24 protein-coding genes are annotated in these 25006 nt (G+C 67.9%); 18 read left to right on the top strand and 6 right to left on the bottom strand.

What is annotated here, in order from left to right:
• The first annotated feature begins 36 nt into the window (after window positions 1–36).
• Window positions 37–699 (top strand): nucleoside/nucleotide kinase family protein, encoded by a 663-nt coding sequence (locus tag E0H73_RS20655; protein WP_238164128.1) that lies wholly within the window; start codon window positions 37–39, stop codon window positions 697–699.
• On the opposite strand, the gene E0H73_RS20650 is transcribed toward E0H73_RS20655, so the two are convergent.
• Window positions 692–1273, bottom strand: coding sequence for a CGNR zinc finger domain-containing protein (locus E0H73_RS20650; RefSeq protein ID WP_131358832.1), 582 nt, complete (start codon window positions 1271–1273; stop codon window positions 692–694). The two genes, E0H73_RS20655 and E0H73_RS20650, sit on opposite strands and share 8 nt — an antisense overlap.
• 67 nt (window positions 1274–1340) lie before the next feature.
• On the opposite strand from E0H73_RS20650, the gene E0H73_RS20645 reads away from it, so the two are divergent.
• Entirely contained in the window at window positions 1341–2516 is a 1176-nt protein-coding gene (locus E0H73_RS20645) for an MFS transporter (RefSeq protein WP_131358829.1), read from the top strand.
• Here the strand turns inward: E0H73_RS20645 and E0H73_RS20640 are convergent.
• On the bottom strand, window positions 2485–4746 hold the full coding sequence (locus E0H73_RS20640; RefSeq protein ID WP_131358826.1) for an FdhF/YdeP family oxidoreductase: 2262 nt from the start codon (window positions 4744–4746) through the stop codon (window positions 2485–2487). The genes E0H73_RS20645 and E0H73_RS20640 overlap by 32 nt on opposite strands.
• A gap of 147 nt (window positions 4747–4893) precedes the next feature.
• Between E0H73_RS20640 and E0H73_RS20635 the strand changes: the two genes are divergently transcribed.
• The 13 genes from E0H73_RS20635 to E0H73_RS20575 all read left to right on the top strand — a co-directional run bounded on the left by E0H73_RS20635 (window position 4894) and on the right by E0H73_RS20575 (window position 18295).
• Complete coding sequence (locus E0H73_RS20635) at window positions 4894–5628, top strand: 3-hydroxybutyrate dehydrogenase (RefSeq protein WP_131358823.1); 735 nt, start codon at window positions 4894–4896, stop codon at window positions 5626–5628.
• A 40-nt stretch (window positions 5629–5668) separates the two neighbouring features.
• A complete protein-coding gene (locus E0H73_RS20630) occupies window positions 5669–6970 on the top strand; it encodes an MFS transporter (RefSeq protein ID WP_131358819.1) in 1302 nt (433 codons plus the stop codon).
• Window positions 6971–7031: 61 nt separating this feature from the next.
• Window positions 7032–8798, top strand: a complete 1767-nt coding sequence (locus E0H73_RS20625; protein WP_131358815.1) for a helix-turn-helix domain-containing protein — start codon at window positions 7032–7034, stop codon at window positions 8796–8798.
• A gap of 153 nt (window positions 8799–8951) precedes the next feature.
• Window positions 8952–9713 (top strand): CpaE/TadZ family protein, encoded by a 762-nt coding sequence (locus E0H73_RS20620; protein WP_131358812.1) that lies wholly within the window; start codon window positions 8952–8954, stop codon window positions 9711–9713.
• 48 nt (window positions 9714–9761) lie between these two features.
• Window positions 9762–10103 (top strand): type IV pilin protein, encoded by a 342-nt coding sequence (locus E0H73_RS20615; RefSeq protein WP_131358809.1) that lies wholly within the window; start codon window positions 9762–9764, stop codon window positions 10101–10103.
• Between the two features lie 88 nt (window positions 10104–10191).
• Window positions 10192–11286, top strand: coding sequence for a type IV pilus twitching motility protein PilT (locus E0H73_RS20610; RefSeq protein ID WP_131358806.1), 1095 nt, complete (start codon window positions 10192–10194; stop codon window positions 11284–11286).
• On the top strand, window positions 11283–12920 hold the full coding sequence (locus E0H73_RS20605) for a GspE/PulE family protein (RefSeq protein WP_131358802.1): 1638 nt from the start codon (window positions 11283–11285) through the stop codon (window positions 12918–12920). Before E0H73_RS20610 ends, E0H73_RS20605 begins: the two co-directional genes overlap by 4 nt.
• A gap of 3 nt (window positions 12921–12923) precedes the next feature.
• Window positions 12924–14129 (top strand): type II secretion system F family protein, encoded by a 1206-nt coding sequence (locus tag E0H73_RS20600; RefSeq protein WP_131358799.1) that lies wholly within the window; start codon window positions 12924–12926, stop codon window positions 14127–14129.
• Window positions 14126–14572, top strand: a complete 447-nt coding sequence (locus E0H73_RS20595; protein WP_131358796.1) for a type II secretion system protein — start codon at window positions 14126–14128, stop codon at window positions 14570–14572. The genes E0H73_RS20600 and E0H73_RS20595 overlap by 4 nt, the downstream gene beginning before the upstream one ends.
• The gene (locus E0H73_RS20590; RefSeq protein WP_131358793.1) at window positions 14569–15168 is read left to right on the top strand and encodes a prepilin-type N-terminal cleavage/methylation domain-containing protein; all 600 of its coding nucleotides are present in this window, start codon (window positions 14569–14571) and stop codon (window positions 15166–15168) included. The genes E0H73_RS20595 and E0H73_RS20590 overlap by 4 nt, the downstream gene beginning before the upstream one ends.
• The gene (locus E0H73_RS20585) at window positions 15165–16682 is read left to right on the top strand and encodes a hypothetical protein (protein ID WP_131358790.1); all 1518 of its coding nucleotides are present in this window, start codon (window positions 15165–15167) and stop codon (window positions 16680–16682) included. Before E0H73_RS20590 ends, E0H73_RS20585 begins: the two co-directional genes overlap by 4 nt.
• Window positions 16679–17461 carry a prepilin peptidase gene (locus tag E0H73_RS20580; RefSeq protein ID WP_131358787.1) on the top strand — a complete coding sequence of 261 codons (783 nt, stop codon included), beginning with the start codon at window positions 16679–16681 and terminating at the stop codon, window positions 17459–17461. Before E0H73_RS20585 ends, E0H73_RS20580 begins: the two co-directional genes overlap by 4 nt.
• A 171-nt stretch (window positions 17462–17632) precedes the next feature.
• Complete coding sequence (locus E0H73_RS20575) at window positions 17633–18295, top strand: response regulator (RefSeq protein ID WP_131358784.1); 663 nt, start codon at window positions 17633–17635, stop codon at window positions 18293–18295.
• 4 nt (window positions 18296–18299) lie between these two features.
• Here E0H73_RS20575 and E0H73_RS20570 read toward each other — a convergent pair whose 3' ends face one another.
• A complete protein-coding gene (locus E0H73_RS20570) occupies window positions 18300–19232 on the bottom strand; it encodes an NADP-dependent oxidoreductase (RefSeq protein WP_131358781.1) in 933 nt (310 codons plus the stop codon).
• A gap of 114 nt (window positions 19233–19346) precedes the next feature.
• Here E0H73_RS20570 and E0H73_RS20565 point away from each other — a divergent pair, with 114 nt between their 5' ends.
• Entirely contained in the window at window positions 19347–19754 is a 408-nt protein-coding gene (locus E0H73_RS20565; protein WP_131358778.1) for a winged helix-turn-helix transcriptional regulator, read from the top strand.
• The gene (locus tag E0H73_RS20560; protein ID WP_131358775.1) at window positions 19751–20362 is read left to right on the top strand and encodes a hypothetical protein; all 612 of its coding nucleotides are present in this window, start codon (window positions 19751–19753) and stop codon (window positions 20360–20362) included. Before E0H73_RS20565 ends, E0H73_RS20560 begins: the two co-directional genes overlap by 4 nt.
• 830 nt (window positions 20363–21192) lie before the next feature.
• Here the strand turns inward: E0H73_RS20560 and E0H73_RS20555 are convergent.
• The 3 genes from E0H73_RS20555 to E0H73_RS20545 all read right to left on the bottom strand — a co-directional run bounded on the left by E0H73_RS20555 (window position 21193) and on the right by E0H73_RS20545 (window position 24195).
• Entirely contained in the window at window positions 21193–21990 is a 798-nt protein-coding gene (locus tag E0H73_RS20555; RefSeq protein WP_131358773.1) for a ferritin-like domain-containing protein, read from the bottom strand.
• Window positions 21991–22157: 167 nt separating this feature from the next.
• Entirely contained in the window at window positions 22158–22703 is a 546-nt protein-coding gene (locus E0H73_RS20550; protein ID WP_131358770.1) for an NUDIX hydrolase, read from the bottom strand.
• 175 nt (window positions 22704–22878) lie between these two features.
• Window positions 22879–24195: a zinc-dependent metalloprotease gene (locus E0H73_RS20545; RefSeq protein ID WP_238164127.1), complete on the bottom strand. Its 1317-nt coding sequence runs from the start codon at window positions 24193–24195 to the stop codon at window positions 22879–22881.
• A gap of 374 nt (window positions 24196–24569) precedes the next feature.
• Here E0H73_RS20545 and E0H73_RS20540 point away from each other — a divergent pair, with 374 nt between their 5' ends.
• Window positions 24570–24995: a molybdenum cofactor biosynthesis protein MoaE gene (locus E0H73_RS20540; RefSeq protein ID WP_131358767.1), complete on the top strand. Its 426-nt coding sequence runs from the start codon at window positions 24570–24572 to the stop codon at window positions 24993–24995.
• Window positions 24996–25006: the final 11 nt, after the last annotated feature.

Raw genomic sequence — 25006 nt, 5'->3', positions numbered from 1 at the left:
GTGGGGCGTCGTCCGTCTGTGCGCAAGGATGGCGCAATGCGTGCCGAGGCTCTGACCGAACTGGCCGAGATCGTCCTGGCCGTCGAGCGTCCGCATCCGGTGCGCGTCGCGATCGACGGCTGCTCCGCGGCGGGGAAGACGACGCTCGCGGACGAACTGGCGCAGGTGCTGGCCGACCGCACCGAGCGCGAGATCATCCGTGTGGGGATCGACTACTTCAAACGTGCTCCCGAGCTGCGTACGGCGTACCCGATCGAATCACCGGAGAGCTACTACCTCGACACCTGGGACCACGACGCGATCCGCGAACGGCTCCTGCTGCCGCTCGGTCCGGGCGGCGATCGCCGCTACGACGCTGAGATCAGGGACCCTGGCGGGCAGGCCTTGCCCGACATGCCGGTTCGGACCGCCACGCCGGATGCGGTGCTGGTGGCCGACGGCGGATTCCTGCAGGTGCCGGCGCTCGACGGCTGCTGGGACCTGCGGATCTACGTGTACGTCAGCTTCGACACGGTTCTGCGTCGCGGTACCGAGCGCGACCAGGCGTGGATGGACTCCGCCGCGGCGGCGGAACATCGCTACCTGACCAGGTACATCCCCGGCGAGCGTATGTACGTCGAGCAGATCCGGCCGCGCTCGCGAGCCCAGGTTGTCGTGGACAACGAGGATCCGGCGAACCCGAGGGTGATCGTCAACTAGGCGAGGCGGACCGGGCTCGGTGAGCGGCCGCCTTCACGCGGCTCTGGCACTGCGGTGAGCAGAAGCGGCGTTGGCCGTTGCGGGAGACGTCGACGAAGACGCGGTCGCACTGAGGCGCCGCGCAGACTCCGAGGCGGCCGGCCAAGTCGCTGCCGAGCGCGAGCGCGAGGCCGGCCGCGCAGCCTGCTGCCCAACCGTTGACCAGGCCGTCGTCCGGACCATGGAAGTGCAGGCTCCAGCCCTTCTCCCTGCGGTCCAGCTGGGGGCGAGCGTTGGTGTCCAGCAGGAGCGCGTTGACCTCGTCGGCAGCCCGGTCGAGATCGCCCTTGTGCGCCGACTCGAAGACGATTCGCATCCGTCCGGCCAACTCTGTGAGCCGGCGCGCATCGTCCTGCCTGACGGAAGGCTGCGGGTATCCGATCGCGACCAACGCGTCATTCACCGCCTGCGCGGCATCGGCCGGCCCGGGGAACGCCGTACCGCCGGAGAACCCGGGGGTCAGCCGGTTCACGTACTCGACAGACGCCGCCAGCACGTTCCGGGTATGACTATCAAAAGACACTTGACCAGTCACGACAGTTCTCCGTAGGCTCGGGGTTGCGTGACCGATCATATCCACTTAGATAGTCATGGAGTGCGCGATGAGTGCTGCTGCGACCCTGACCGCGCCCTGGCGTGGGTTGTCCCGCGTGGTCTGGATCTTGGTGGTGGCTCGGGCGGTCAACCGGATCGGCGCGTTCACGCTCCCGTTCCTGGGCGTGGTGCTCACGGTCGAGTTCGGCGCGTCGCTGGGCGAGACCGGCCTGATCCTGGCCGTCTTCGGCGTCGCCACCATCCCGTCCCGGCTGCTCGGCGGGCAGTTGGCCGACCGCCTCGGCCGCCGCCGCACGATCGTGGTCGGCCTGACCGGTTGCGCTGTCGCCCAGCTGTGGATCGCGCTCAGCACCACGCTTTGGTCCGCAGTACTTGCCGCGATCCTGCTCGGCCTCGCCTTCGAGATCTACGAACCGCCCAGTCAGGCGACGATCGCCGACGTCACCGATCCGTCCGACCGCCCAGCGGCGTACGGGTTGCTCGGCGCGGCGATGGCCGCGGCCGGTGTCCTGGCCGGTCTGCTCGCAGCGGCGGTCAGTCACTGGGATCTGCGCTGGCTGTTCGTCGCTGACGCGATCACCTGCCTGGCGTGCGCCGTACTCGTCGCGCTCGCGCTTCCGGCCGACGTACGGCGGGAACACGTGCCGGCGACTGCGGTGGCGGTGTGGCGGGATCGCCGGCTGGTGTTGCTGCTGGTCAGCGGCACGGTCTTCGCCACGATCTACATGCAGTTGGTCATCGGCGTGCCGCTCACCCTGCTCGAGCAAGGACTGCCGGAGTCTGGCACCGGCTTCATCCTGGCCGTCTCGGCGGTCACCCTGATCGTCGCCCAACGGCTGCTCCGCGTGCAGAAGCTCGACGACTTCCGGTCGATCGCCGTCGGCTACGTCCTGCTTGCTGTCGGGCTCGTCATCTGCGCCTTCGCTCAGACGCTCGCCGTCTTCCTGCTTGCCACCGTGCTCTGGAGCGTGGGTGACCTGTTCCTCCTGACCCGCTACCTCACGCAGGCGTCCGGGCTCGCGCCTGACCACGCCCGCGGCCGGTATCTGGCCGTGTTCGGTCTGAGCTGGGGCATCGCGACCGCGATCGCGCCGCTGACGGTGACCCAGCTTCTCGAGTCCGCCGGGCCCGAGGGGCTGTGGCTGTCCAGCGCCGCGGTGGCCGCCGTACTGGCTGCGCTGCAGCCTTGGTTCAGGAAGAGGTTGGCTCCAGTCGCACCGTGAGGCCCTTGGCGACCGGGGTGTTGCTGCCCTTGGCCACGTCGTCGGCGGCCATCAGCACGTTGGTCTCCGGGTAGTACGCCGCCACGCAGCCTCGCGCGGTCGGGTATGAGACGAGACGGAACCCGTTCGCCCGCCGCTCGACACCCTGGAACTCGCTGACGATGTCGACGTACGCGCCGTCCTCCAGGCCCAGCGCGGCCAGGTCGTCCGGGTTCACGAAGACCACCTCGCGGGTGCCGTCCACGCCGCGGTAGCGGTCCTGCAGCCCGTAGATCGTGGTGTTGAACTGGTCGTGGCTGCGCAGCGTCTGCAGCAGCAGCCGACCCGGTGCCGTCGGCAACCAACTCAGGTCGTTCGCGGTGAACTGGGCCTTCGCGTCGGAGGTGTGGAACTCGCGCCGGTCGCGCGCCGCGTGGGCCAGCAGGAAGCCGCCCTCGTTGGCTCGCAACCGCGCCTCGAAGTCCTCGTACCCGTCCGCGACCCGGCCGATCCGTTGCCGGATCAGGCTGTAGTCGTCGGCGAAGTCCCGCCATGGGATCTCCCCCACGTCAGGAACCAGGGCCTGCGCCAGCCCGGCGACGATGCCGATCTCCGACTTCAGCTCCGGACCCGGTGGGATCAGGTTCCCGGTGGACAGGTGTACGGCGCCCTGCGAGTCCTCCACGGTCACCGACTGCGGGCCGGCCGCGGTGTGGTCGTGGTCGGTCCGGCCGAGGGTCGGCAGGATCAGCGCCTCACGGCCCGTGATCGTGTGCGACCGGTTCAGCTTCGTGGACACGTGCACGGTCAGATCGCATTGCCGCAGGCCGCGGTGGACGACCTCGGTGTCGGGGGTCGCGGACGCGAAGTTGCCGCCCATCGCGAAGAAGACCCGGACCGTGCCTTCGCGCAGCCGTTTCACCGTGTCGGCCGCGTCGATGCCGTGCTCACGCGGCGAGGTGAACGAGAACTCGGCGTCGAGCTTGTCCAGGAACGCGTCCGGCATCTTCTCCCAGATGCCCATGCTGCGGTCGCCCTGGACGTTCGAGTGACCGCGAACCGGGCACGGTCCCGCGCCGGGCTTGCCGATGTTTCCCTGCAGGAGCAGGACGTTGACGATCTCGCTGATCGTGGCGACCGCCTCGCGCTGCTGGGTCAGGCCCATCGCCCAGCAGATCACGGTCGCCTTGGAGGCGATGAAGCGCTGGGTGAACTCCTCGATCTCGGCGCGGCGCAGGCCGGTGGCCTGCTCGACCGCGGCCCAGTCCAGCTCGGCGTTGTGCTTGGAGTACAGCTCGTAGCCGCTGGTGTGGCTTTCGATGAAGGACTTGTCCAGCACCGTGCCGGGGTTGGCCGCCTCGGCCTCGATGAGAAGGTGGCCAACGGCAAGGAACAGGGCCTGGTCGCCGCCGAGCCGGATCTGCAGGTGCTGGTCGGCCAGCGTCGTACCCTTGCCGACCCAGCCGCGGGGGCGCTGCGGGTTCTTGAAGTTCATCAGCCCGGGCTCGGGCAGGGGGTTGACCGAGACGATCGACCCGCCGTTGCGCTTGGCGACCTCCAGGTGGCTGAGCATCCGCGGTGCGTTGGTGCCCGGGTTCTGCCCGACGACGACGATCAGCTCGGCCTCTTCGAGCATCTCGAGCGTGACCGCGCCCTTGCCGCTGCCGATCACCCGGGACAGCGCCGTACCGGAGGACTCGTGGCACATGTTCGAGCAGTCGGGGAGGTTGTTGGTGCCGTAGGCACGGACCAGCAGTTGGTAGAGGAACGCGGCCTCGTTGCTGGTCCGGCCGGAGGTGTAGAAGACGGCGTCGTTCGGGTCGACGAGGGCCTTCAGATGCCGCGCGACGACCTGGAACGCCTCGTCCCAGCCGACCGGCTCGTAGTGCGTGGCGCCGGCCCGCAGCAGCATCGGCTCGGTGATCCGGCCGAGCTTGCCGAGGTCGAACTCGGAGATCTCGTTCAACGCCTCGATCGTGTGCTCGGCGAAGAAGCTGCGCGGCACCCGCTTGCGGGTCGCCTCCCACGCGACCGCCTTGGCGCCGTTCTCGCAGAACTCGGCCGCGTGCTTGCGTTTGTGGTCGGGATCGGGCCAGGCGCAGGAAGGACAGTCGAAGCCGCCGTCCTGATTCATCTTCAGGAAGACCTTGCCGGTCCGGGCCGGGCCCATCTCGCGGAAGCCGAACTTGAACGAGGACAGCACCGCGGGGACGCCGGCCGCCTTCTTCTTCGGATGTTCGATGTCGACCATGCCTTCCACGATAGTTCGATCTATCACTATCGGCAGGTTTGATAGGTGTGACTGTGGACAAGTGGCGCCTGAATCCACATCGATCCGCAACGTTGTGTGACCCGATCCCATAGTGCGGCCGGGGGCGGATTCCTACAGTCATCGGCCATGGAGACCCGTCGAGCCCTGATCACCGGAGCTGCGTCCGGCATCGGCGCCGCCTGTGCGCGGCGGCTCGCGGCCGACGGCGTACACGTGCTGGCTGTCGACTACGACGCTAGCGCGCTGGACAAGCTCGCCGCCGACGGTGTGGAGCCGGTGGTGGCCGATCTGGCCGATCTGGACCGTCTGGCCGACCTCCCGACGGACGTGGACATCCTGGTCAACAACGCCGGGGTCCAGCAGGTCGCACCGGTGGAGCAGTTCCCACCGGAGCGGTTCAGCTACATCCTGCGGCTCATGCTCGAGTCGCCGTTCCGCCTGATCCGCCAGACCCTTCCGCACATGTACGGCGCCGGCTGGGGGCGGGTCATCAACATCAGCTCGGTGCACGGACTCCGGGCCAGCCCGTTCAAGGCGGCGTACGTCGCCGCCAAGCACGGACTGGAAGGACTCAGCAAGGTCGTGGCACTGGAGGGTGCGGCGCACGGAGTCACCAGCAACTGCGTGAACCCGGCCTATGTGCGTACGCCGCTTGTCACCGCGCAGCTCGCGGACCAGGCGGCCACCCACGGACTGTCCGAGGCAGAGGTGCTGGAGAAGGTCATGCTCGAGCCGGTCGCGGTGAAGCGGCTGATCGAGCCGGCCGAAGTGGCGGAGTTGGTCGCGCTGCTGTGCGGTCCGGCCTCCGCCTCCATCACGGGGAGCTCATTCGTACTCGACGGCGGCTGGACCGCCCACTAGCAGTGTTCAGGACCGCCCACTAGCAGTGTTGGAGCCCGCCATGACAGCAACAGAACCGGTCCGCACCCGGACGCCGATCGCCCGGGTGGTCGGCGCGAGCCTCGTCGGCACCACCGTCGAGTGGTACGACTTCTTCCTCTACGGCGTGGCCGCGTCGGTGGTGTTCGGCGATCTGTTCTTCCCCAAGGGTGAGGAACTCACCGGAACGCTGCTGAGCTTCGCCACCTTCGCCGTCGGGTTCTTCGCCCGCCCGATCGGCGGAGTGGTGTTCGGCCACTACGGCGACCGCTTGGGCCGCAAGAACCTGCTGGTGCTGTCGCTGCTGATGATGGGCCTGGCCACCTTCGCCATCGGCCTGCTGCCGACCTACGCACAGGTCGGTGCGCTCGCTCCGATCCTGCTGACCGTGCTGCGGCTCATCCAGGGCTTCGCACTCGGTGGTGAGTGGGGCGGCGCCGTACTGATCGTGTCCGAGCACGGTGACCCCGCGCGGCGTGGCTTCTGGGCCTCCTGGCCGCAGGCGGGTGCTCCGGCGGGTCAGCTGATCGCGAACGGCGTACTGGCCGGGCTGGCGGCGTTCCAGTCGGACGCGGCGTTCGACTCGTGGGGCTGGCGCATTCCGTTCCTGCTGTCCGCCGTACTGGTGCTCGTCGGACTGTGGGTGCGGCTGCGGATCGAGGAGTCGCCGGTGTTCAAGGAGGCGCGGGCCAAGCAGCAGCCGGAGGACAAGCTGCCGCTGATCGAGGTGCTGACCCGCTATCCGCGGGAGGTGCTGACCGCGATGGGTGCGCGGATGGCGGAGAACGTCAGCTACTACATCTTCACGATCGTGATCGCGACGTACGCCAAGGAACACCTGGGGATGGACAAGTCGTTCGCGCTGAACGCCGTACTGATCGGTGCCGCGGTGCACTTCTTCGCCATCCCGATGTGGGGCGCGCTGTCCGACCGTGTCGGCCGCAAGCCGGTGTATCTGGTCGGTGCGGTTGGGGTTGGCATCTGGGGCTTCCTGTTCGTGGCGATGGTTGATACCAAGAACTTTGCGCTGGCGACGCTGGCGGTGACTGTCGGGCTGGTGTTGCACGGGGCGATGTATGGGCCGCAGGCATCCTTCTTCACTGAGCTGTTCGGGACTCGGGTCCGGTACTCCGGGGTGTCGGTGGGGTATCAGTTGGCGTCGATCATCGCGGGTGGGCTGGCGCCGTTCATCGCGGTGGCACTGCTGAAGGCGTACGACTCCGGCTACGCGATCGCCGTGTACGTCGCAGTGTGCGCGGTCATCTCGATCGTCGCCGTCACGTCGTACTCCGAAACCCGCAAGCGGGACCTCACCGCTCTCTAACTCCTTCAGGACCATCCGCGACAGGACCCTGCAGGCAGCTGGAGGTGGCATGATCGCAAGGATGGAGGAGCTTCTGCGGCTGTTGGCCGAGGATGCGTCCGGGAGTGAGTTGGCCCGGGCGGCGGGCGAGGACGCGGTAGCGCGTGACCTCGCCCTGCGCATCCGGGCCGGCATGGACGCCAGCAAGAAGCGTGAGGCCGAACTGTCCGCCCTGGTCGACGTCGCCCGCGAACTAGCCTCGGCCCGCGACCCGGGCGGCGTACTCGACACCATCGTGCACCGTGCGCGCACCCTCCTCGGCACGGACGTCGCCTATCTGACCTTGTACGACGACGCCCGCGGCGACACGTACATGCGGGCGACCGACGGATCCGTGTCGGCGGCCTTCCAACAGCTCCGGCTTCCTCTGGGCGCGGGACTCGGCGGTCTGGTCGCCAAAACCTACAAGCCGTACTGGGCTGCCGACTACCCGTCCGACCGGCGTTTCCGGCACACCTCTTCGATCGACCACGCGGTCGGAGAGGAGGGACTGGTCGCCATCTGCGGTACGCCGCTCATCGTCGACGGAGCGTTTGTCGGAGTGCTGTTCGCCTCCAACCGGACGCGGCGGCCGTTCAGCCAGGACGAGGTGTCGTTGCTGGGATCGCTCGCGGCGCTGGCGGCCGTCACCATCGTGCAGGTGCGGGCAGCGGCCGAGACTGCGGCTGCTCTGGATCAGCTGTCTGCCGCGCACGCCGGCACTGAGCATGCTGCCGCGGCGCACGACCGGTTCGCCGGGATCGTGTTGTCTGGTGGCGATGTGGATGCGATCGCGGCTGCCCTGGCTGAGCTGCTGGACGTGTGGGTCGTCCTGGTCGATGCCGTGGGCAATGAGTTGGCCGTGGCCGGTGACACGCGCGGCGCAGTCGTGCGGTGGCAGGAGTCCGAGTCCGGGCGGCTCACTCGCGTCGGTGACTGCTGGGTTGTTGCGGCAACGGCGAAAGGGGAGCGGCTCGGTGCGCTGGTGATCGGCGGCGTCGATGAGCTGTCAGGTGCGGACCAGCGGATCGTGGAGCGGGCAGCTGTTGTCACTGCTCTCGTTCTACTCTTCCGCCGGCAGGCTGCAGAGCAGTCGCAGCGTGCTCAGGCCGATCTGCTGGCCGATGTGCTCAGTGGCGCTGCCGACCCGAGGACGCTGACCGATCGACTCCGATTGCTCGCACCGAATCGCCGGCACGACCGGCTGGTGGTGGCAGTCTGCCGTGGCGACCAGGCCGCCGTACGTGCACGGCTGTCGGCGCCGCTTGAGGACAAGCTGGTGCTGTCTGGTCCGTATGGCGGTGACTTGGTGCTGCTGTTGGCTCGTGCGGACGCTTCGGCTGCTGCGCGCGAGTTGGCTGAGGTCGCGAAGCGGACCGGCGCCACGATCGGGGTGACCGGTCCGGCAGCGTGGGGCGAGCCGCTGGTCGACTCACATCGCCAGGCGGTCCGTCTGGTGGGGACAATGCTGCGGCTCGGCCGCACTGGTGAGTCCGCGACTCCGGACGACCTCGGTGTCGCCGGCTTGGTCGGTGCCGCGGACGTCGACGTACACGCACACGTGCAGCACGTCCTCGGCGCCGTACTCGAGTACGACGCCCAACGCGGCACCGACCTGATCGGCACGCTCCAGGCGTACTTCGCCTCAGGCCAAAGCCCAACCCGAGCCGCCACCGCCCTCCACATCCACCCGAACACCGTCCAGCAGCGGCTCGACCGGATCGGCGCGTTGCTAGGCGACGGTTGGCAAGCCCCGGAGCGCGCCCTCGACATCCAGGTAGCACTCCGGTTGCGGTCCGCCCTGGCCTGATCCTGTCTGTCGGCTGTTCGGCTGACGCGTGTCAACCGAACGATCTCCCTTGTCATCCTTTCACCCGCTGTGACGAATCTTGGCGGTCGATCACTCTTTAGGCGGAGTCAGCGCGGAGTGCGGTGACACAGAGTGGCGCCGGGGGTGATCGGGATGTCGGGTGGCCAGATCATCACGGTGTTCGCGGCCAAAGGCGGCTGCGGCAAGACGACCGTCGCCACGAACCTCGCCGTCACCCTGAACGCAGGTGGTACGCAGCAGGTCTGCCTTGTCGATCTGGACCTGTACTTCGGTGACCTCGCCGGCGTGCTCGGTCTCACTGCCGAGCACAGTCTCTGCGACGTCGTGCAGTGCGAGAGCGAGCTGACGGTCGGCCAGACGGTCGAACTGTTGACGCCGTACCGGCCGGGACTGGACTGCCTGCTGGCACCGACCGGTCCAGGCGCGGCCGCGCAGATCACCGCCAGGCTGGTCGCCGAGGTGCTGTCCGTGCTGCCGATGCTTTACGACTACGTCGTCATCGACTGCCCGGCCGTGTTCAACGCGATCGTGGTCACGGCGCTCGACGCCGCGCATCATCAGGTCGTCGTGACGGCGCCCGAACGCCCCGCACTGAAGCACCTCCGGCACACGCTGGACGTTCTGGACCTCCTCTACTACGCCGCGGACCGCTCGGTCGTGGTGAACCGGTCCGACGAACGGTCCGGGCTGACCGCGAGCGACGTCGACCGGTTGATCAGAAGCCCGGTCGCCGGTCACCTCCCGGTCTGGGACGGCGTACCGGCCTCGATCAACCGCGGCGAACCACTCGCCCTGGGCTATCCCGACCATCCGCTCAGCCAAGGCGTACAGCGCCTCGCCGAGTCGGTGGCCACCGGCCACGGGAGGTGCAGCCGCGATCCGCCGCGCGGGTAGCCGTACCGCACACATCCATCAAATCCTTTGTCAGAAAGAGAAAACATCATGCTCGACCGCATTCGCGAAGCCCGCCGCAACGAGTCCGGCTTCACCCTGATCGAACTCCTGATGGTCATCGTCATCCTCGGCGTCCTGGCCGGCATCGTCGTCTTCGCCGTCAACGGCATCACCGACCGCGGTGCGCTCTCGGCCTGCAAGGCCGAGGTCAAGACCATCGCCGTGGCCGAAGAGGCCAACTACGCACAGAAGGGCACCTACACCGACCTGGCGGGTCTGGTGACCAACGGATTCCTGCGGCCCGGCACGCCCAAGTACGTGACCGGCGCCAGCACGACCGACGGCTCGTTGACCCTGACCGCCCCGCCGGCCGGCTGCACCGCGGGCTGATCGTCTGAGGTTCCGGTGGGGAGGGGCATCCCTGAAATGCCTCTCTCCACCGGCTTCCACCGACTTCTTCCACCACCTGGAGATCACCATGATCAGTCTTGCTCGTGGCAGCCGGGTCGACCTGCTGCTCGAAGAGCTCTGGAACGCGGGCGGCACGGACCTGCTGCTGACCGCGGGCATGCCACCGCAGATCCGCGTGCACGGCAGCCTGTACTCCGTCAGCAGCACCGAGGTGCTGACCCGTGACGACACCGGCCGCCTGCTCGACGAGGTGCTCACCGCCGAGCAGTCCGCGGAGTGGAACACCAAGCACGAACACGACTTCTCGTTCTCCTGGCGCGACGAGGCCCGGATCCGCGGCAACGCGTTCACCCAGCGCGGTGACGTCGCGGTGGCGCTGCGGATGATCCCGCGCCAGATCCCGACGATGGACGAACTCGGTCTGCCGCCGGTGCTGTACGAGTTCACCCGCAAGCACCAGGGGCTGGTCCTGGTCACCGGCCCGACCGGGTCGGGCAAGTCGACCACGCTCGCCGCGATGATCGACCGGATCAATACCGACCGCGCGTGCCACATCATCACCGTCGAGGACCCGATCGAGTACGTGCACGACCACAAGTTGTCGGCCGTGAACCAGCGCGAGGTCGGCAGCGACACGGCGAGCTTCCCGGACGCGCTGCGCTCCGCGCTCCGCGAGGATCCCGATGTCTTGCTGGTCGGTGAGATGCGCGACCTGGAGTCGATCCGGTTCGCTCTGACCATCGCGGAGACCGGGCACCTGGTCTTCGCGACCCTGCACACCAACGACAGCGCGCAGTCACTCGCCCGCATCATCGACGTCTTCCCAGCCGAGCAGCAGGCGCAGGTTCGGATCCAGCTCGCGGCCGCGCTCACCGGGGTCGTCTACCAGCGGTTGATCCCCCGGATCGGGGGCGGCCTGATCGCGGCGTACGAGGTGATGGTCGCCGATGCCGCGGTCCGGAACCTGATCAAGGAAGGCAAGACGCACCAGCTGCGCAACTCGGTCGTCACCGGTCAGCGCGACGGCATGCTCACCTTGGAGCAGTCGCTGTCCGCCCTGGTCCAGAACGGCTTCGTCTCGTACGACGACGCCGTCGCGCGCAGCCTCTACCCGAAGGACGTCGAGGCACGTCCGCGGCTGCGGGCGGGGGTGCTGGCATGAAGCTCCGGAGGAGCGGCCGGCCCGAGGCCCGGCACGCCGCGTCCACTCCGCGTCCCGAGGTGCGTCCGGCCACCACCGAGCAGGACCTGCGGATCGAGCGGACCCGAGCGAGTCACCTGGCCGAGCAGCATCACCTGGAACTGGTCGACCTGCGCACTGTGAGCCCGGACCCGGCCGCAGCTGCGCTGCTCGACGAGTTCACAGCGCGCAACCTGGTCGCCGTACCGCTGGAGCTCCGCGACGAGGTCGTCGTGGTCGCGGTCGCCGACCCGACCGTCGGCGACGAGTTGCAGGCCGCGCTCGGCCGGCGGGTCGCGCTGATGCTGGCCGCGCCGACCGATGTCCTGCATGCCATCGGCACCGCGTACCGCGCGCTGACCGGGATCGACGACCGGGTGAAGGTCTTCGCGGCGCGCGACGCCGTCCGCAAGGATGTCCGCGACGACGCACCGGGTGCCAGCGAGGACGCGCCGGTGGTCCAGGTCGTGCAACTGGTGATCACTCAGGCGCTGCGCGACCGTGCGTCGGACGTGCACATCGAGCCGCACGGTGACCGGGTCCGAGTGCGGTACCGGATCGACGGCGCGCTGCACGACGTACTCGAGCTGCCCGGTTCGATCGGACCGGCCGTGGTCAGCCGGATCAAGATCCTGGCCGACCTCAACATCGTCGAACGCCGGCGGCCGCAGGACGGCCAGATCAGCATGGATGTCGAGGGTCGCCCGGTCGACATCCGCGTCGCCACCACCGCGGTGGTCGGCGGCGAGAAGGTCGTACTGCGATTGCTGGACAAGAGCCGACCGCTGTTCGAGCTCGGCCAGCTCGGGATGCCGGAGCACCTGGCCACGACGTACGCGCGGCTGCTGCGGGCGCCGTACGGCATGGTCATCTGCGCCGGGCCCACCGGCAGTGGCAAGACCACCACGCTGTACGGATCGCTGGGGGAGATCAACAGCCCGGAGCGGAACGTCATGACGATCGAGGACCCGGTGGAGTACACCTTTGACTCGATCAACCAGATCCAGATCAACGAGGCGGCCGGTATCACCTTCGCCGGCGGTCTGCGGTCGATCCTGCGGCAGGACCCGGATGTGATCCTGGTCGGCGAGGTGCGGGACGTGGACACCGCGCGGATCGCCGTACAGTCCGCACTGACCGGTCACCTGGTGCTCTCGTCGCTGCACGCGACCGACGCCGCCACCGCTCTGCATCGCCTGCTGGACATGGGGATCGAGAACTTCCTGGTGGCGTCGTCCGTGACCGCCGTGGTCTCACAGCGGCTGGTACGCCGGATCTGCATGAACTGCCGCGAGTACTACCAACCGAAGACCGAGGAGCTCGCGTTCCTCGCCAGTGCCGGCGGCACGCCGCCGCCGGACGGCTTCGTCCGCGGCGCAGGCTGCAACTTCTGCGCACAGACAGGGTTCCTGGAGCGGACCGGCGTGTACGAGCTGATGCCGGTGACGGACACGATCCGCGAACTGATCGTCGACCGTGCCTCGCACGACGAGATCCGCAAGGCGGCCCGGTACGACGGCATGCGCACCCTGACCGAGGAGGGCGTCCGGCTGGCTGAGTCGGGTATCACCACGGTCGGCGAGGTCATGCGTTCCATCTACATGGTCGGGAGCTGACCGATGACCAGATACGCGTACGTCGCGACTGCGCCGGGCGGCCAGGTCGCCAAGGGCACCACCCGGGCGCAGAGCCGCGAGGACGCCGAGCTGGCTTTGTACGAACGGGAACTGCGCGACATCCGGGTCTCCGAGAAGCGCAGCATCCTGCAACTCGAGATCACCGCCCGCAAGGTGAAGCGGGAAGAGGTCATGCACCTGTCCCGCCAGCTCGGTGCCTTCATCAAGGCAGGGCTGCCGCTGATCGACGCCGTGCACTCGCTGGGCGAGGAGTCCGGCAACGCGTCGGTGCGGCGGATGATGGCCGGGGTCGAGGACGGCCTGCGCGGCGGCGAGAAGTTGTCGGATTGCTTCGACCGGCACCCGAAGATCTTCCCCGAGTTCTACCGCGGCATCCTCCGCTCCGCCGAGCTCAGCGGACAGCTGGACTCGGTGCTGGAGCAGTTGGCCAAGTACCTGGAGCGTGACCTCGAGGCGCGGCGCAAGATCAAGCAGGCGATGATCTACCCGTCGATCGTGGCCGTGATGTCGGTCGTCACCGTGGTGGTGCTGTCGGCGTTCGTGCTGCCGCGGTTCAAGGACTTCTTCGCCGGTCTGCACGCCACCCTGCCGCTGCCGACCCGGATGCTGCTCGCCGTCACGGACTTCCTGACCGGATGGTGGTGGGCTGTTGGTGGTGGCGTCGCCGTACTGGCCCTGCTGTTCTTCGGCGTCGTGCAGACCCATGGCGGCCGCTATCTGCGGGACAGATTCTTCCTGGCGTTGCCGGTGGTCGGCGACACGATCCAGTTCGCTCTGGTCGAACGGTTCTGCCGGATCCTGTCGTCGATGGTGAGCGCTGGCGTCCAGCTGCCGGAGGCGCTCCGGGTGGCGACGGGTTCGCTGCCGAACCTGGTGTTCAGGCGCTCCCTTGCCGGGGCAGGAGAGGCCCTGCTGGAGGGAGAGGGTCTGGCCGGGCCGCTCGCGGCCACCAAGCTGTTCCCGAAGACGGCGGCCCAGATGATGCGGGTCGGCGAGGACACCGGGACGCTGGACACCCAGCTCGAGGTCACCGCCGGCTACTACGAGGGCGAGCTGGACTACAAGCTGAAGAAGCTGATCGGCCTGATCGAGCCGCTCGTGATCGTTGTCATGGGCATCATCGTCGGATTCGTCGCGATCGCCCTGGTGTCCGCGATGTACGGCATCTTCCGCCAGGTCCAGTCATGAGCCGGCGGCCGTCCGAGCGCGGCGAGTCGCTGCTGGAGATCATGATCGCGGTCGCGATCATGGGCATCGCGGTGGTCGCGATCATGGCCGGCCTGACGACCTCGATCATGATGTCCGACATTCACCGCAAGCAGACGGTCGCGGCCGCGACCGTCCGCACGTACGCCGAGGCGGTGGAGAGCTACGTCGCCGGGTCGGGCTACACGCCGTGTGCGGGCGCGTCGGCGTACTCACCGGCTGCCATCGGCCTCGCCGTACCGGCCGGGTATGTGGCCACAGCGACAGCCGCACAGAGCTGGAGCGGGTCGAGCTGGGGAGCGTGTGGCGCCGACAACGGGCTGCAGAAGGTGACGTTGACGGTCTCGAACGGCACCCGGGCGACCGAGCGCCTGGACGTGATCCTGCGCAAGCCCTGCCGAGCCGCCGACGGAGTCTGCGCATGAAGCGGGCCGAGCAGGAGCAGGGCTTCACACTGATCGAGATGCTGGTCGCGATCGTGATCATCGGCATCGTGATGGTGCCGTTGAGCAACGTGCTGATCGGCTTCCTGCGCACGGACGGTACGGCGTCCGCTCGGCTCGACGAATCGCATGACGCCCAGATCGCCGCGACGTACTGGGCACAGGACGTAGCCAGTATCGGGATCCGTCAGCCGTATGACCTTGGTACAAAGACGTTTCCGCTGGCGCAGTCGGTCAACGTGAGCTTTCCCTGCTCGACTCCGGCTGGTTCGTCCACCGTGGTGACGCTGGGCTGGGACGAGTTGGACGCCGCCGGCACCCCGAGCGCGGTCCGGGTCGCGTACGTGCGTACTGGCACCGACCTCGTGCGACTGCGCTGTGACGGCGGATCGCTGACGTCGACGGCGACGCTCGCCCACAACCTCAATGGCGCGCCCGCGGTCACCTGCAGTACGTCGTGCACCGGCAGCGGCAGCGCCGTACCGCAGACGATCACACTCACGTTCGACATCAGTGACCCGTCCGGCAAAGGGCAGCCCTACTCGCTGACCCTCGCTGGACAACGGAGGCAGTCATGAAGCGCCCACGAGACGAACGCGGCGCCGCTCTGGTGATCGTGATGATCATCATCACCGTGGTGGGGCTGGCCACCGGTGCCGTCCTGTCGAAGGCGGACACCAGCCAGCGAGCGACGATCGGTCTGCGCGATCAGGCCGGGTCGGTGTACGACGCCGACGGTGCCGCACAGGCTGCGATCAACCAACTGCGCCGCTCGACCTTCGCCAACGACGTCGGCAGCCAGTGCTTCGGCGGCTCGGACACGCTGGCGTTGCCGGGCTTCTATCCGGCGACCAACGGCCAGTCCGGAGCCGCGAAGTCGTCGGCATCTGTGGTCTGCAAGGGCGAAGCGGGCACCGGGCAGCAGGGCGCACCGGTGCCGATCAGCTCCGACAACAAGCCGGGCAACGCCATCCTGACGTTGGGGACGGCCAGCTCCGACGGTCAGGTCTACGGGCAGAGCAACAAGAAGATCACTATCCACGGTGGCGTGATCTCCAACGCCGGCATCGACAGCTCGCAGGCTCAGCTCACCGCGACAGGCGGCATTCCAATCCGGGCCGTCGGCAGCTGTACCGGCCCGATCACACCTTCCTGCACTAAGATCACCACACCGGTCAGCGACCCGAACTACTCGTTGTCGGCCGACCCACCGGTCACGCCGGCGAGCGTCCCTGCCTGCAACAACAAGAACAAAGTCGCCGAGTTCCGTCCGGGCTTCTACAACAACGCAGACCTCTTCAACAACTGCCAGGCGTCCTGGATGCTGTTCGACCCCGGGACCTACTACTTCGACTTCACCCTCGGTGCGTCGCACGTCTGGACGGTCAACGGCACGATGGTCGGCGGCACGGTCCCCGGCCTGACCCCGGGCAGCGTGCCTGCCGGTGCATCGGCGCCGTCCGTGCCGGGTACTTGTGTGAACCCGATCGAGTCCGTCTCCGCCGTGGGCGTGACCTTCGTGTTCGGCGGCGACACCCAGCTCGCGTTTGCGAAGGACTCGCAGGCCGAGATCTGCGCGACGTACCACGCCAACTCGATCCCGACCGCGGTGTACGGGCTCAAGTCGGATGTGGTCAACGGCGCCATCACCGTGCGCAGGCAGTCCGGCTGTGTCATCACGACCGGCGGCTGCGACCTGATCTCCGACGGCGGCAACGGGACGAAACCGAGCTTCTACTTCGAGGGCTTCGCCTACGCGCCGAAGGCCAGCATCAACATCGCGGTCAACAACACCGCGCAGCCGTACTTCAACTTCGGGATCGTCACCCGGCGACTGACACTGACAACGACCGGGAGCGCCACCACGGAGCCGCTGATCTCGCTGCCGGACGACTCGCTCGGCTACGGCACGGCCAGCACGATCGTGGACCTGACGGTCTATGTCTGTCCCGGCGTCACCACGTCGTCCTGTTCGTCGGCTGCGTCGAAGCGGCTGCAGTTGACCGCGCGGGTGCAGATCACGGACCCGACCGGCTCACCGGTGGCCGGCGCCCGCCAGATGACGGTCCTGAGCTGGAGCGTACGACGATGACGCCAGCGCTCGTGCTGATCGCGGGACTGCTCGGCCTGGCCGTCGGATCGTTCCTGAACCTCGTGGTGTACCGGGTTCCACGAGGCGAGTCGGTAGTGAGCCCTCCGTCGCACTGTCCGCGGTGCAGCCGGCCGGTGCGGGGACGTCACAACGTTCCGGTGGCGGGCTGGCTGTTGCTGCGCGGTCGCTGCGCGGACTGTCGGCTGCCGATCAGCATCCGCTATCCACTCGTCGAGTTGGCGACCGCACTGCTGTTCGCCGCGGTTGCCTGGCGGTTCGGCGCGAGCGCTGCGCTACCGGCGTACCTGTGGTTCACGGGTGCGGGGATCGCGCTGGCCCTGATCGACCTCGACGTACGACGACTGCCGAACGCGATCGTGCTCCCGTCGTACCCGGTGCTCGTGGCGCTGCTGGCCTGCGCTGCGGCGTGGGAGCACGACTGGTGGGCGCTCGGGCGGGCGGTCATCGGTGCGGCGGCTCTGCTCGGCTTCTACCTGCTGCTGGTGCTGGCCTACCCGGCTGGGATGGGTTGGGGCGACGTCAAGCTCGCCGGCCTGACCGGCTTCGTGCTGGCCTACCTGTCCTGGCCGGCGTTGCTGATCGGCGCCTTCGCTGCCTTCGTGCTGGGTGCACTGACCGGGATCGCGCTGATCGCCGGGGGCCGGGCCGAACGGAAGAGCGCTCTGCCGTTCGGGCCGTTCATGGTCGCGGGGGTGCTGCTGGCGGTCTTCGCCGCTGCCCCGGTCGCCGACTGGTACCGCCTGGTCTTGCCGAACTGAAGACCCTGCTTTCCAACGCTTGTGACCCGGAAAACAGGTAACCAAGCGTTCAACCAACTGGGTGGAAAGCACCCGCTTGAATCCCGTAACGGAACTCCTGAGTCTCACGATTTCAGTTACAGCAGGTGGCATTCGTCACTCTGTGTTGAGGGGGAATTCACGGGGGCCAGCATGACAAGTTCGATCACCGTCGCCATCGTCGACGGCCACACGCTGACCCGGTACGGCTTGATCGGGCTGGTCGGCGCGGATGCGGAGATCAGTGTCGTCGGCGAATGCGGTCTGGGTTCGGAGGCCGAGGCTGTGATCGCGTCGCATCGTCCGGATGTCGTCGTACTCGAGGCTGTGCTGCCCGATGCGGACGGTCTCCTGCTGGCCCGGGAGTTGCGTGAGCGCCACCCGGCGCTGGGGATCGTGGTGCTCACGTGGGACAACCAGGATGACGTACTGTTCCGGGCCCTCGACAGCGGTGCGTCGGCGTTCGTGGGCAAGACCGCCCCGAACAGCGAACTGCTGGGGGCGATCCGCCACGCCGCTGTGGCCGCGTCGTCCTTCACCGCGACCGGACTCGCGGCGGCCCTGTCGCGTCGCGGCCAGGCCGCCGAGAAGGCCGTCCTGCTGGCACTCAGCCCTCGGGAGCGTGAGGTGCTCGCGCTGCTGGCCGAGGGCCAGTCGGTCCCGGCCATCGCGAGCACGATGTTCGTCAGCCTGTCGACTGCCAAGACCTACGTCTCCCGCCTGTACGACAAGCTGGGCGCCACGAACCGGGCCAACGCGATCATGACCGCCCTCCGCCTCGGCCTGATCACCGCGGAGCTCCCCGCAATCGCCTAGCCGCTCACGGCACGAGGATCAGACGCCCGCGCACCCCTCCCTTACCCAAGCGCTGGTACGCCGCAGCCGCGTCCTGGAGCGGATACGTGCCGGCGACCCTGGTGGAGATGGCCCCGGCCTCGACCAGTTGGACGACCTCCGTCAGTTCCGCGCGGTTCGCGTGAACGAAGATCTGATGCACGGTGATGTCGCGGAGATGCGGCGGCGTCGGACCAGCCTGAACGTGCGCATGCTGACCCCCGTTGCGAACCGCCTCCTGCGCCCCAATGCCAATAACCGCCGCATCCACCAGACCATCAACCCCGGCCGGAACGATCGCCTGCACCGCGGCCGTCAGATCCTCCGCCCGCGACACAAAGTGATCCGCGCCGAGCCGTCGTACCAGCTCCTCGTCCTCAGCGGCAGCACTGGCGATAACTGTCAGCCCGACGTGCTTGGCGATCTCAACGGCATACCCGCCGACCCCACCCGCCGCGCCGGTGACGAGGACCAACTTACCGGGAGTGAGTTGCATGGCCTTCAACGCCTGCAACGCAGTCAGCGCGTTCAAGCCGACCGTGGACGCGGCGATCAGGTCCAGATCCTTCGGCGCGGGTGCGACCGCGTCGGCGTTGAGTACGACGTACTCCGCATGCGTCTTGAGCGGCCGCCCAAGCAGATCAGCCAGCCCGATCACCGGCGTTCCGACAGCCAGATCCACCCCCGGTCCCGCCGCGTCGATCGTCCCGGCAACGTCCCAGCCGAGTCCGAACCGTTCCCGCGCCGCGGTGACGCCCCACTGCACGGCTCCTCCAGAGCTGACCGCGAGATCGACCGGGTTGACCGCGGCCGCGGCGACCTTGATCCGAACCTGACCGTGGCCCGGTTCCGGAATCGGGGTCTCGATCAGCTCGACTGCATCCGGCCCGTCGAGCCGCCGGGCGACCAATGCGCGCATATCGTCTCTCTCCTTGTGGTGCTGAGTTTTTCGTTGGCGAATACCACTTTCGGAGAGTTACTCTCTGCCGGGAAGTACGCACTTCGCAGTGCGTATCGCACGACTAGGAGAGCCATGCCGACCCGCACCGCCGCTCAGCTCCGCGAAGAAGCCGCCCGCAAGTACGACGCGTTCCTGGCGACCTGTCCGGCGCGGCAACTGCTGGACCGCATCAGCGACAAGTGGGTGACCCTCATCCTGTCCGCGCTGGCCGACGGCCCGCTGCGGTACTCGGACCTGTCCCGTCGCATTGCCGGCGTCAGCCAGAAGATGCTCACGCAGACGCTGCGCTCGCTGGAACGCGACGGTCTGCTCAGCCGCTCGGTGACTCCGTCCGTACCGGTCCGCGTCGACTATGAGCTCACCACGCTCGGCGAGACGCTGATGCCGCTCATCGCGTCCATCAAGGGATGGGCCGAGACCCACATGACCGAGGTCAACGCCGCCCGATCCCGGTACGACAACGTGAGCGCCTCCGCATGACCGACCGGCGCGTGGTGGTTCTCGTCGTACCTGGGACTGGCACCTGGGCTCCGCCGGGCCGTGACCCCGAGGCGTGGCGCTTGGCGTTAGCTGAGGACACCTACGAGGTCCTGGCCGCTCTCGACCGGGTCGACGTTGCTGTTGCGGTCGTCGGTGCTGACGAGTCCGCTCTGGAGTCGGTGAGTGTGCTGACCTGGCCCGGCACACCGGTGTACGCCGTCGACGCCGCACGACCGGTGCTCGATGCGGTCGAGCTCGCCGGTCCGGCCGCTGCGGTTGTCGCCGTGAGCCACGACGTACCCGATCTGCCCGGTCTGCTGATCGGCAAGCTCTTCCGATCCCTCAGCACCGCGGACATCGCCGTCACTCCCTCCGAGGACGGCACGCTCGCGGCGATCGGCGTACGTCTGCCAACCGCCGATTGGGTCTCGACGGCCGCTCCGACGTTCGACACCCCTCTGTCCGAGCTCGAGGCGGTGAAGCCCCGTCGGCACGCTGTCGGGATCGGCCCTGGATGGCACCGTCTGCGATCGAGTGCTGACATTGCGCGACTGGATCCGGGCCTCGAGGGCTGGGATGCAACTCGTTCCCTACTTCGTCACGCCTGACCCGTCACCTTCTCGCTCCCGACTCGTTCACCATGCAGCAGGGCTTCTGGGGGAAGCCCAGCCGTCACCCGCTGGCCCCGCCGATGCCGTTCAGGGGCGGTAATCGACCACCAGCAAGTGACGCACCACCACACCGCACCGGGGGATGCGGCCAACACATCGCAACACGGGGAACCGGGGACCAGGCGGCCCAGCCGCGAAGGTCCCCACGTGCGCCACTTGTGAGCACAACCGATGAACGCAGGAAGCAGGGGGATCACGGGGGACGCAGGTCCTACACGGGGGCAGGACCGAACCAGGGCGCCCAACAGCGAGGGATCCCACGGGCAAGCAACGATAACAGGCGCTGTACGAGGAACCTGCACCCAAGCTAGAGCAACGGGAATCGCACGGGTCAGCAGGAGCGGGGCTTCCCCAGGGAATGCAGGCGGGGGACTGCACGGGGGGTGCGCGGCGTCGGGAACTGCACGCACACGGGACCATGGGGATCGCGGGGTGCGACCGACGTACGCGGAAGGCAGGAATTGGGATCGCAAGGGAAAGTGGAGTACGAGGGCTGTGGGGGCAACTCGTTCAGTGTGGGTGGGCTGAGCTAGTTAGTCGGCCCATAGGCAGCCGAGGTGGGCAATGGCTCGCAGAATGACGAGGTGCGTAGCCCGGATGCGTGCGGGTACCTCGGGTGCTCCCGGCTGACGAGCTATCGACGCAGACCAACTGTCGTTCATTGGTCGCGCAGTACGTACGTCAGATTCCGGGCGCGTGACCGGTCGATCGCAGTACTGGGCCTCGGATCGCACCGAGGAACTCGCGGTAGGGCGGGATCGGGTGGGTTAGCCGGGGTGGATGTTGTATTTGGTTAGTTCTTTTTCTACTAGGTGGAGGGAATGCTGGCCGGGGAGGGCGTCGATTTTGGCGTCTATTTTGCGGACTTCGGCCAGGCCGTGTTCGCCGCCGTACAGGTAGGTGAGCATGTGCTTCACCTCGGCCGGCGGCATGATCGTCGAGCCGACGATGCCCCAGCCTTTGGAGAGTGCGAAGCGGGCGATCTTCTGCGCTTTCTTGCTGCGGAGCAGGCGGTCGCGGGCCTGGCTGTTGTAGAACGCTACGTGCCGGGTCTCCTGCTTCGCGATCCGTTTGAGGATCTCGGTCAGGACCGGGTGATCCTCGGACTGGATCAGTCGCGTGTACGCCGAGTGCGCGCACCACTCGTTGATCGCGCCCCACGCCATGTGGGTGGCGATGAAGTCCTCGCCGATGATGTTGGCCAGCAACGACTGCCGAATCGGCGCGAGCCGGTCACGCCAACCGAGCCGGGAACGGACCGCGCGAGTGTGATCGGGACCGGTCGGGATGCCGTGCCGCTCGAGCACCTCGTCGAGGACTTCGCCGTGCCAGTACTCCTCGAGGTTCCACATCGTCAGGAAGACGGTGACCTCGGGATCGGCGTGCGACGGTGTGACGAGCAGATCGCGCAGATAGCAGACAGTGTGCGTCTCCACATCGCTCATATAGCTGAGGCAACGCAGCGCGTCATCGGACAGTGGCTGGGTCTCGAACGTGGACATGTCGAGGTCGTCCCAGCGGATGCGGGTCGAAGTCTGGGCGTAGTGATCGATGTCGAAGCTCACGGACATCCTTCGGCACACTCGGGCGACCGGATGGCCGCGATCCGACGAATGACAACGAGCGTACGACTCGCGTCCGACAGTCCGCCATCAAGTTGCCCAGCAGCGTCCTGCCATTCACGCCACCCGTCGGAGGCGCCCGATTCGCGCTCCCCAGACACTTCGAGAAGTCACCCGGAAGAAACGCTCCCGGCGCTCTGAGCAAGTCGCCGCGTCGCTCTCGCTGCGAGCTCTTCGACCACGTGATCCGCGCTCTCGGGAAGCGCGTCGATCGGGAACCACGCGAGGTCATGAGACTCCTCGCTGACCACGTAGTCAGTACGAGCGGTCACCGTCACGAGGAACTGCACATCCAGGTGGAACGTCCCGGCACACCCGCCGGCGAGGATCTCGTGACGGGACAGTTGCAGCGGTGACGGATCGATCGACAGGTCCGTCAGCCCGGATTCCTCCGTAGCCTCGCGCAGAGCGGCTCCGGCAAGTGTCACGTCGCCGTTCTCGCAGTGTCCGCCGAGTTGCAGCCATCGCCCGACAGTCTTGTGCAGCGTGAGCAGCGCCCGGCTGCCCGTCGCGTCCAACACCAGCGCGCTCGCCGTCAGATGCTCCGGCCGGCAACTGCGCCACATCGCGTCCCGATGCTCTGCCAACCAGCGCAGGTAATGCTCCCGGAGCTCTGCCTGCACACCGTCGGGCGCACTCCACCCGTCCAACGTCATCACTGCATCGTCATGAAGCACCCGGTCAGTCTCCACGACGCCACCCCCCAAACCCATCACTGCTGCAGATCACCAATGCGCCCTGCGCGGACGGCCAGACACAACGCGACCCCGCTGGAGCCTGCCGAGTGGCTTCGTCCCGCGGGGTCGTGCTGTCGTACCAGGTCGGTGCGGACTACTTGGCGGTGCCGGGGTCGTTGCCGTCGTCACCTTCTTGCTTCGGAGTGTCCGACGAGTCGTCATCGGGGAGGAAATCGGTGATGTCGATGTCGGCCAGCTCGCCCGCGTGCTGAGCGAACCCGATCGGGTCGTCCAGGTCGCCGGCACTCGGGAGGAGGTCCGGGTGCGACCAGAGCTCGTCACGGCCGGCGACGCCGCGGGCGTCACGCACAGCGGCCCACAGGTTGGCCGCGTCGCGAAGTCGCCGCGGACGAAGCTGGAGACCGACCAGCGTGGCGAACGTCTGCTCCGCCGGTCCACCGGCCGCCCGACGCCGGCGTACCGTCTCCGAGAGCTGCACCGCAGCCGGCATCCGCTCCTTGGTCGCCTGCCGTACGACGTCGTCCACCCAGCCCTCGACGAGCGCGAGCGCAGTCTCGAGCCGGACGAGCGCGGCCTTCTGCTGCTCGGAGTCCTCCGGCTCGAACAGGCCGCCCGCAAGCGCTTCCTGCATGGCCTCGGGGTTCTGCGGGTCGATGTCCGCCATGGCTCGCTCGATCTTGCCGGTGTCCACCTCGATACCGGCGGCGTAATCCGCCACCGCGGCCAGCAGATGCTGCCGCAGCCACGGGACGCCGGCGTACAGCCGCTGGTGTGCGACCTCGCGGAGCGCCAGGTACAGCCGGACGTCCTCGTCGGTCAGTCCGAGGCCCTCAGCGAACTTGGCGACGTTGTCCGGTAGTAATACAGCCTGGCCGGTCGGTCCGAGCGGCAGTCCGATGTCGGACGAGCTCACGACCTCGCCGGCCAGCTCGCCGAGTGCCTGCCCGACCTGGGCGCCGAAGATCGAGCCGCCCAGCTGACGGAGCATTCCGGCCATCGGTCCGGCGAGCTGCTGTGCTTCGGCGGGAAGGGCGTTACCCATCGCGCCGGCGACGTGCTCGGCGACGGGGTCGACCACGGTCTGCCACACGGGCAGCGTGTTCTCGACCCACTCCGCCCGGCTCCAGGCCGCGGACGTGGTGGATGCTTCGGGCAGCGTCGTTGCCTCGTCCAGCCAGTGCTCGGCCAGCCGGACCGCGTCCGCTACTCGGTCGGTGTCCGTGGGGGTGACCGAGCGGTCTCCGGCGGCGGAAACCGTCTTGCGTGCGATGTCCTTGGCCAGATCCCAGTTCACCGGCCTGCCGTCGCCGGAACCGCTGAGCAGCTGCTGGACCTGCGCGAAGATCGCGTTCAGGTCGGGAGCGCCGCCCGCGCCGGCCGCACCGGAGAACTGCTGGAACATGGCCTCGAACGGAGTTCCCTTGAACGGGTTGTCCGGTTCGTCGCTCATCGGAGTGGGCCTTCCTGTGCGGGTGGGGCGTACTACTCCAACGTACTGGTTCCACCGACCCGTTCCTCCCCCGGCGAACGCATTACTGCTCCTGTTCGCCGCCGGCAGATCGGGCCCCCAGCGTGCCGACGCCTCAGCGGGCCGGAATTGTGGGGCGGAGGCAACAGTCGGCCAGGCTGGACGCGCCGCGGGACCTGCACCGGTGCATGTGCGGAGCGTGCGCAGGAGATGGCTCAGCGCGGTGATTCGACGTACGGCGGAAGGTCTCGGGGGTGCGGTGGTGGGAGTTGGGGGCTGCGTGGGGGAGAATCGGGGGTGTGGGGGATGGTTCGTGGTACGTGTTCGGGGTGGTTCCCAGCGGGAATGAGGAATGGATGAGCGACGCGATCAGGCTGCTGGACATCCGGGAGGACGTCCTGTCCACCGACGAGGTGCTGGCCGCTGTGGCTGATCCGACCGCCGGCGGGACGGCTCTGTTCATCGGCACCGTGCGGAATCACGATCACGAGAAGCCGGTTGACCAGCTCAGCTACGAGGCCCACCCGGACGCCCTGGACCACCTGCGGACAGTGGCGGAGCGTGTCTGTGCCGACGCCGCGGTGACCGCGCTGGCCGCCGTACACCGGACCGGTGACCTGAAGATCGGGGACACCGCCGTGATCGTGGCGGTGGCCGCCGCGCATCGGGATGTCGCCTTCGCCGCTTGCCGGCGGCTGATCGACGACCTCAAGGCGGAGGTCCCGATTTGGAAACACCAGCACTTCACCGACGGTGCCAGCGAGTGGGTCGGCGCTCACTGACACGTACTCTG

Origin of the sequence: Kribbella pittospori (assembly GCF_004331465.1) — a bacterium.
Lineage (GTDB): Bacteria > Actinomycetota > Actinomycetes > Propionibacteriales > Kribbellaceae > Kribbella > Kribbella pittospori.
This window is presented reverse-complemented; position numbering and strand designations above follow the sequence as displayed.

What these genes read in the sequence shown, in the direction of transcription:
- E0H73_RS20570 (WP_131358781.1), bottom strand. Translation starts at nt 19,232, where the DNA reads ATGCGCGCATTGGTCGCCCGGCGGCTCGACGGGCCGGATGCAGTCGAG.
- E0H73_RS20560 (WP_131358775.1), top strand. Translation starts at nt 19,751, where the DNA reads ATGACCGACCGGCGCGTGGTGGTTCTCGTCGTACCTGGGACTGGCACC.
- E0H73_RS20655 (WP_238164128.1), top strand. Translation starts at nt 37, where the DNA reads ATGCGTGCCGAGGCTCTGACCGAACTGGCCGAGATCGTCCTGGCCGTC.
- E0H73_RS20615 (WP_131358809.1), top strand. Translation starts at nt 9,762, where the DNA reads ATGCTCGACCGCATTCGCGAAGCCCGCCGCAACGAGTCCGGCTTCACC.
- E0H73_RS20610 (WP_131358806.1), top strand. Translation starts at nt 10,192, where the DNA reads ATGATCAGTCTTGCTCGTGGCAGCCGGGTCGACCTGCTGCTCGAAGAG.
- E0H73_RS20575 (WP_131358784.1), top strand. Translation starts at nt 17,633, where the DNA reads ATGACAAGTTCGATCACCGTCGCCATCGTCGACGGCCACACGCTGACC.
- E0H73_RS20585 (WP_131358790.1), top strand. Translation starts at nt 15,165, where the DNA reads ATGAAGCGCCCACGAGACGAACGCGGCGCCGCTCTGGTGATCGTGATG.
- E0H73_RS20590 (WP_131358793.1), top strand. Translation starts at nt 14,569, where the DNA reads ATGAAGCGGGCCGAGCAGGAGCAGGGCTTCACACTGATCGAGATGCTG.
- E0H73_RS20625 (WP_131358815.1), top strand. Translation starts at nt 7,032, where the DNA reads ATGGAGGAGCTTCTGCGGCTGTTGGCCGAGGATGCGTCCGGGAGTGAG.
- E0H73_RS20565 (WP_131358778.1), top strand. Translation starts at nt 19,347, where the DNA reads ATGCCGACCCGCACCGCCGCTCAGCTCCGCGAAGAAGCCGCCCGCAAG.
- E0H73_RS20600 (WP_131358799.1), top strand. Translation starts at nt 12,924, where the DNA reads ATGACCAGATACGCGTACGTCGCGACTGCGCCGGGCGGCCAGGTCGCC.
- E0H73_RS20630 (WP_131358819.1), top strand. Translation starts at nt 5,669, where the DNA reads ATGACAGCAACAGAACCGGTCCGCACCCGGACGCCGATCGCCCGGGTG.
- E0H73_RS20640 (WP_131358826.1), bottom strand. Translation starts at nt 4,746, where the DNA reads ATGGTCGACATCGAACATCCGAAGAAGAAGGCGGCCGGCGTCCCCGCG.
- E0H73_RS20550 (WP_131358770.1), bottom strand. Translation starts at nt 22,703, where the DNA reads ATGACGTTGGACGGGTGGAGTGCGCCCGACGGTGTGCAGGCAGAGCTC.
- E0H73_RS20620 (WP_131358812.1), top strand. Translation starts at nt 8,952, where the DNA reads ATGTCGGGTGGCCAGATCATCACGGTGTTCGCGGCCAAAGGCGGCTGC.
- E0H73_RS20545 (WP_238164127.1), bottom strand. Translation starts at nt 24,195, where the DNA reads ATGAGCGACGAACCGGACAACCCGTTCAAGGGAACTCCGTTCGAGGCC.
- E0H73_RS20580 (WP_131358787.1), top strand. Translation starts at nt 16,679, where the DNA reads ATGACGCCAGCGCTCGTGCTGATCGCGGGACTGCTCGGCCTGGCCGTC.
- E0H73_RS20540 (WP_131358767.1), top strand. Translation starts at nt 24,570, where the DNA reads ATGAGCGACGCGATCAGGCTGCTGGACATCCGGGAGGACGTCCTGTCC.
- E0H73_RS20645 (WP_131358829.1), top strand. Translation starts at nt 1,341, where the DNA reads ATGAGTGCTGCTGCGACCCTGACCGCGCCCTGGCGTGGGTTGTCCCGC.
- E0H73_RS20605 (WP_131358802.1), top strand. Translation starts at nt 11,283, where the DNA reads ATGAAGCTCCGGAGGAGCGGCCGGCCCGAGGCCCGGCACGCCGCGTCC.
- E0H73_RS20595 (WP_131358796.1), top strand. Translation starts at nt 14,126, where the DNA reads ATGAGCCGGCGGCCGTCCGAGCGCGGCGAGTCGCTGCTGGAGATCATG.
- E0H73_RS20635 (WP_131358823.1), top strand. Translation starts at nt 4,894, where the DNA reads ATGGAGACCCGTCGAGCCCTGATCACCGGAGCTGCGTCCGGCATCGGC.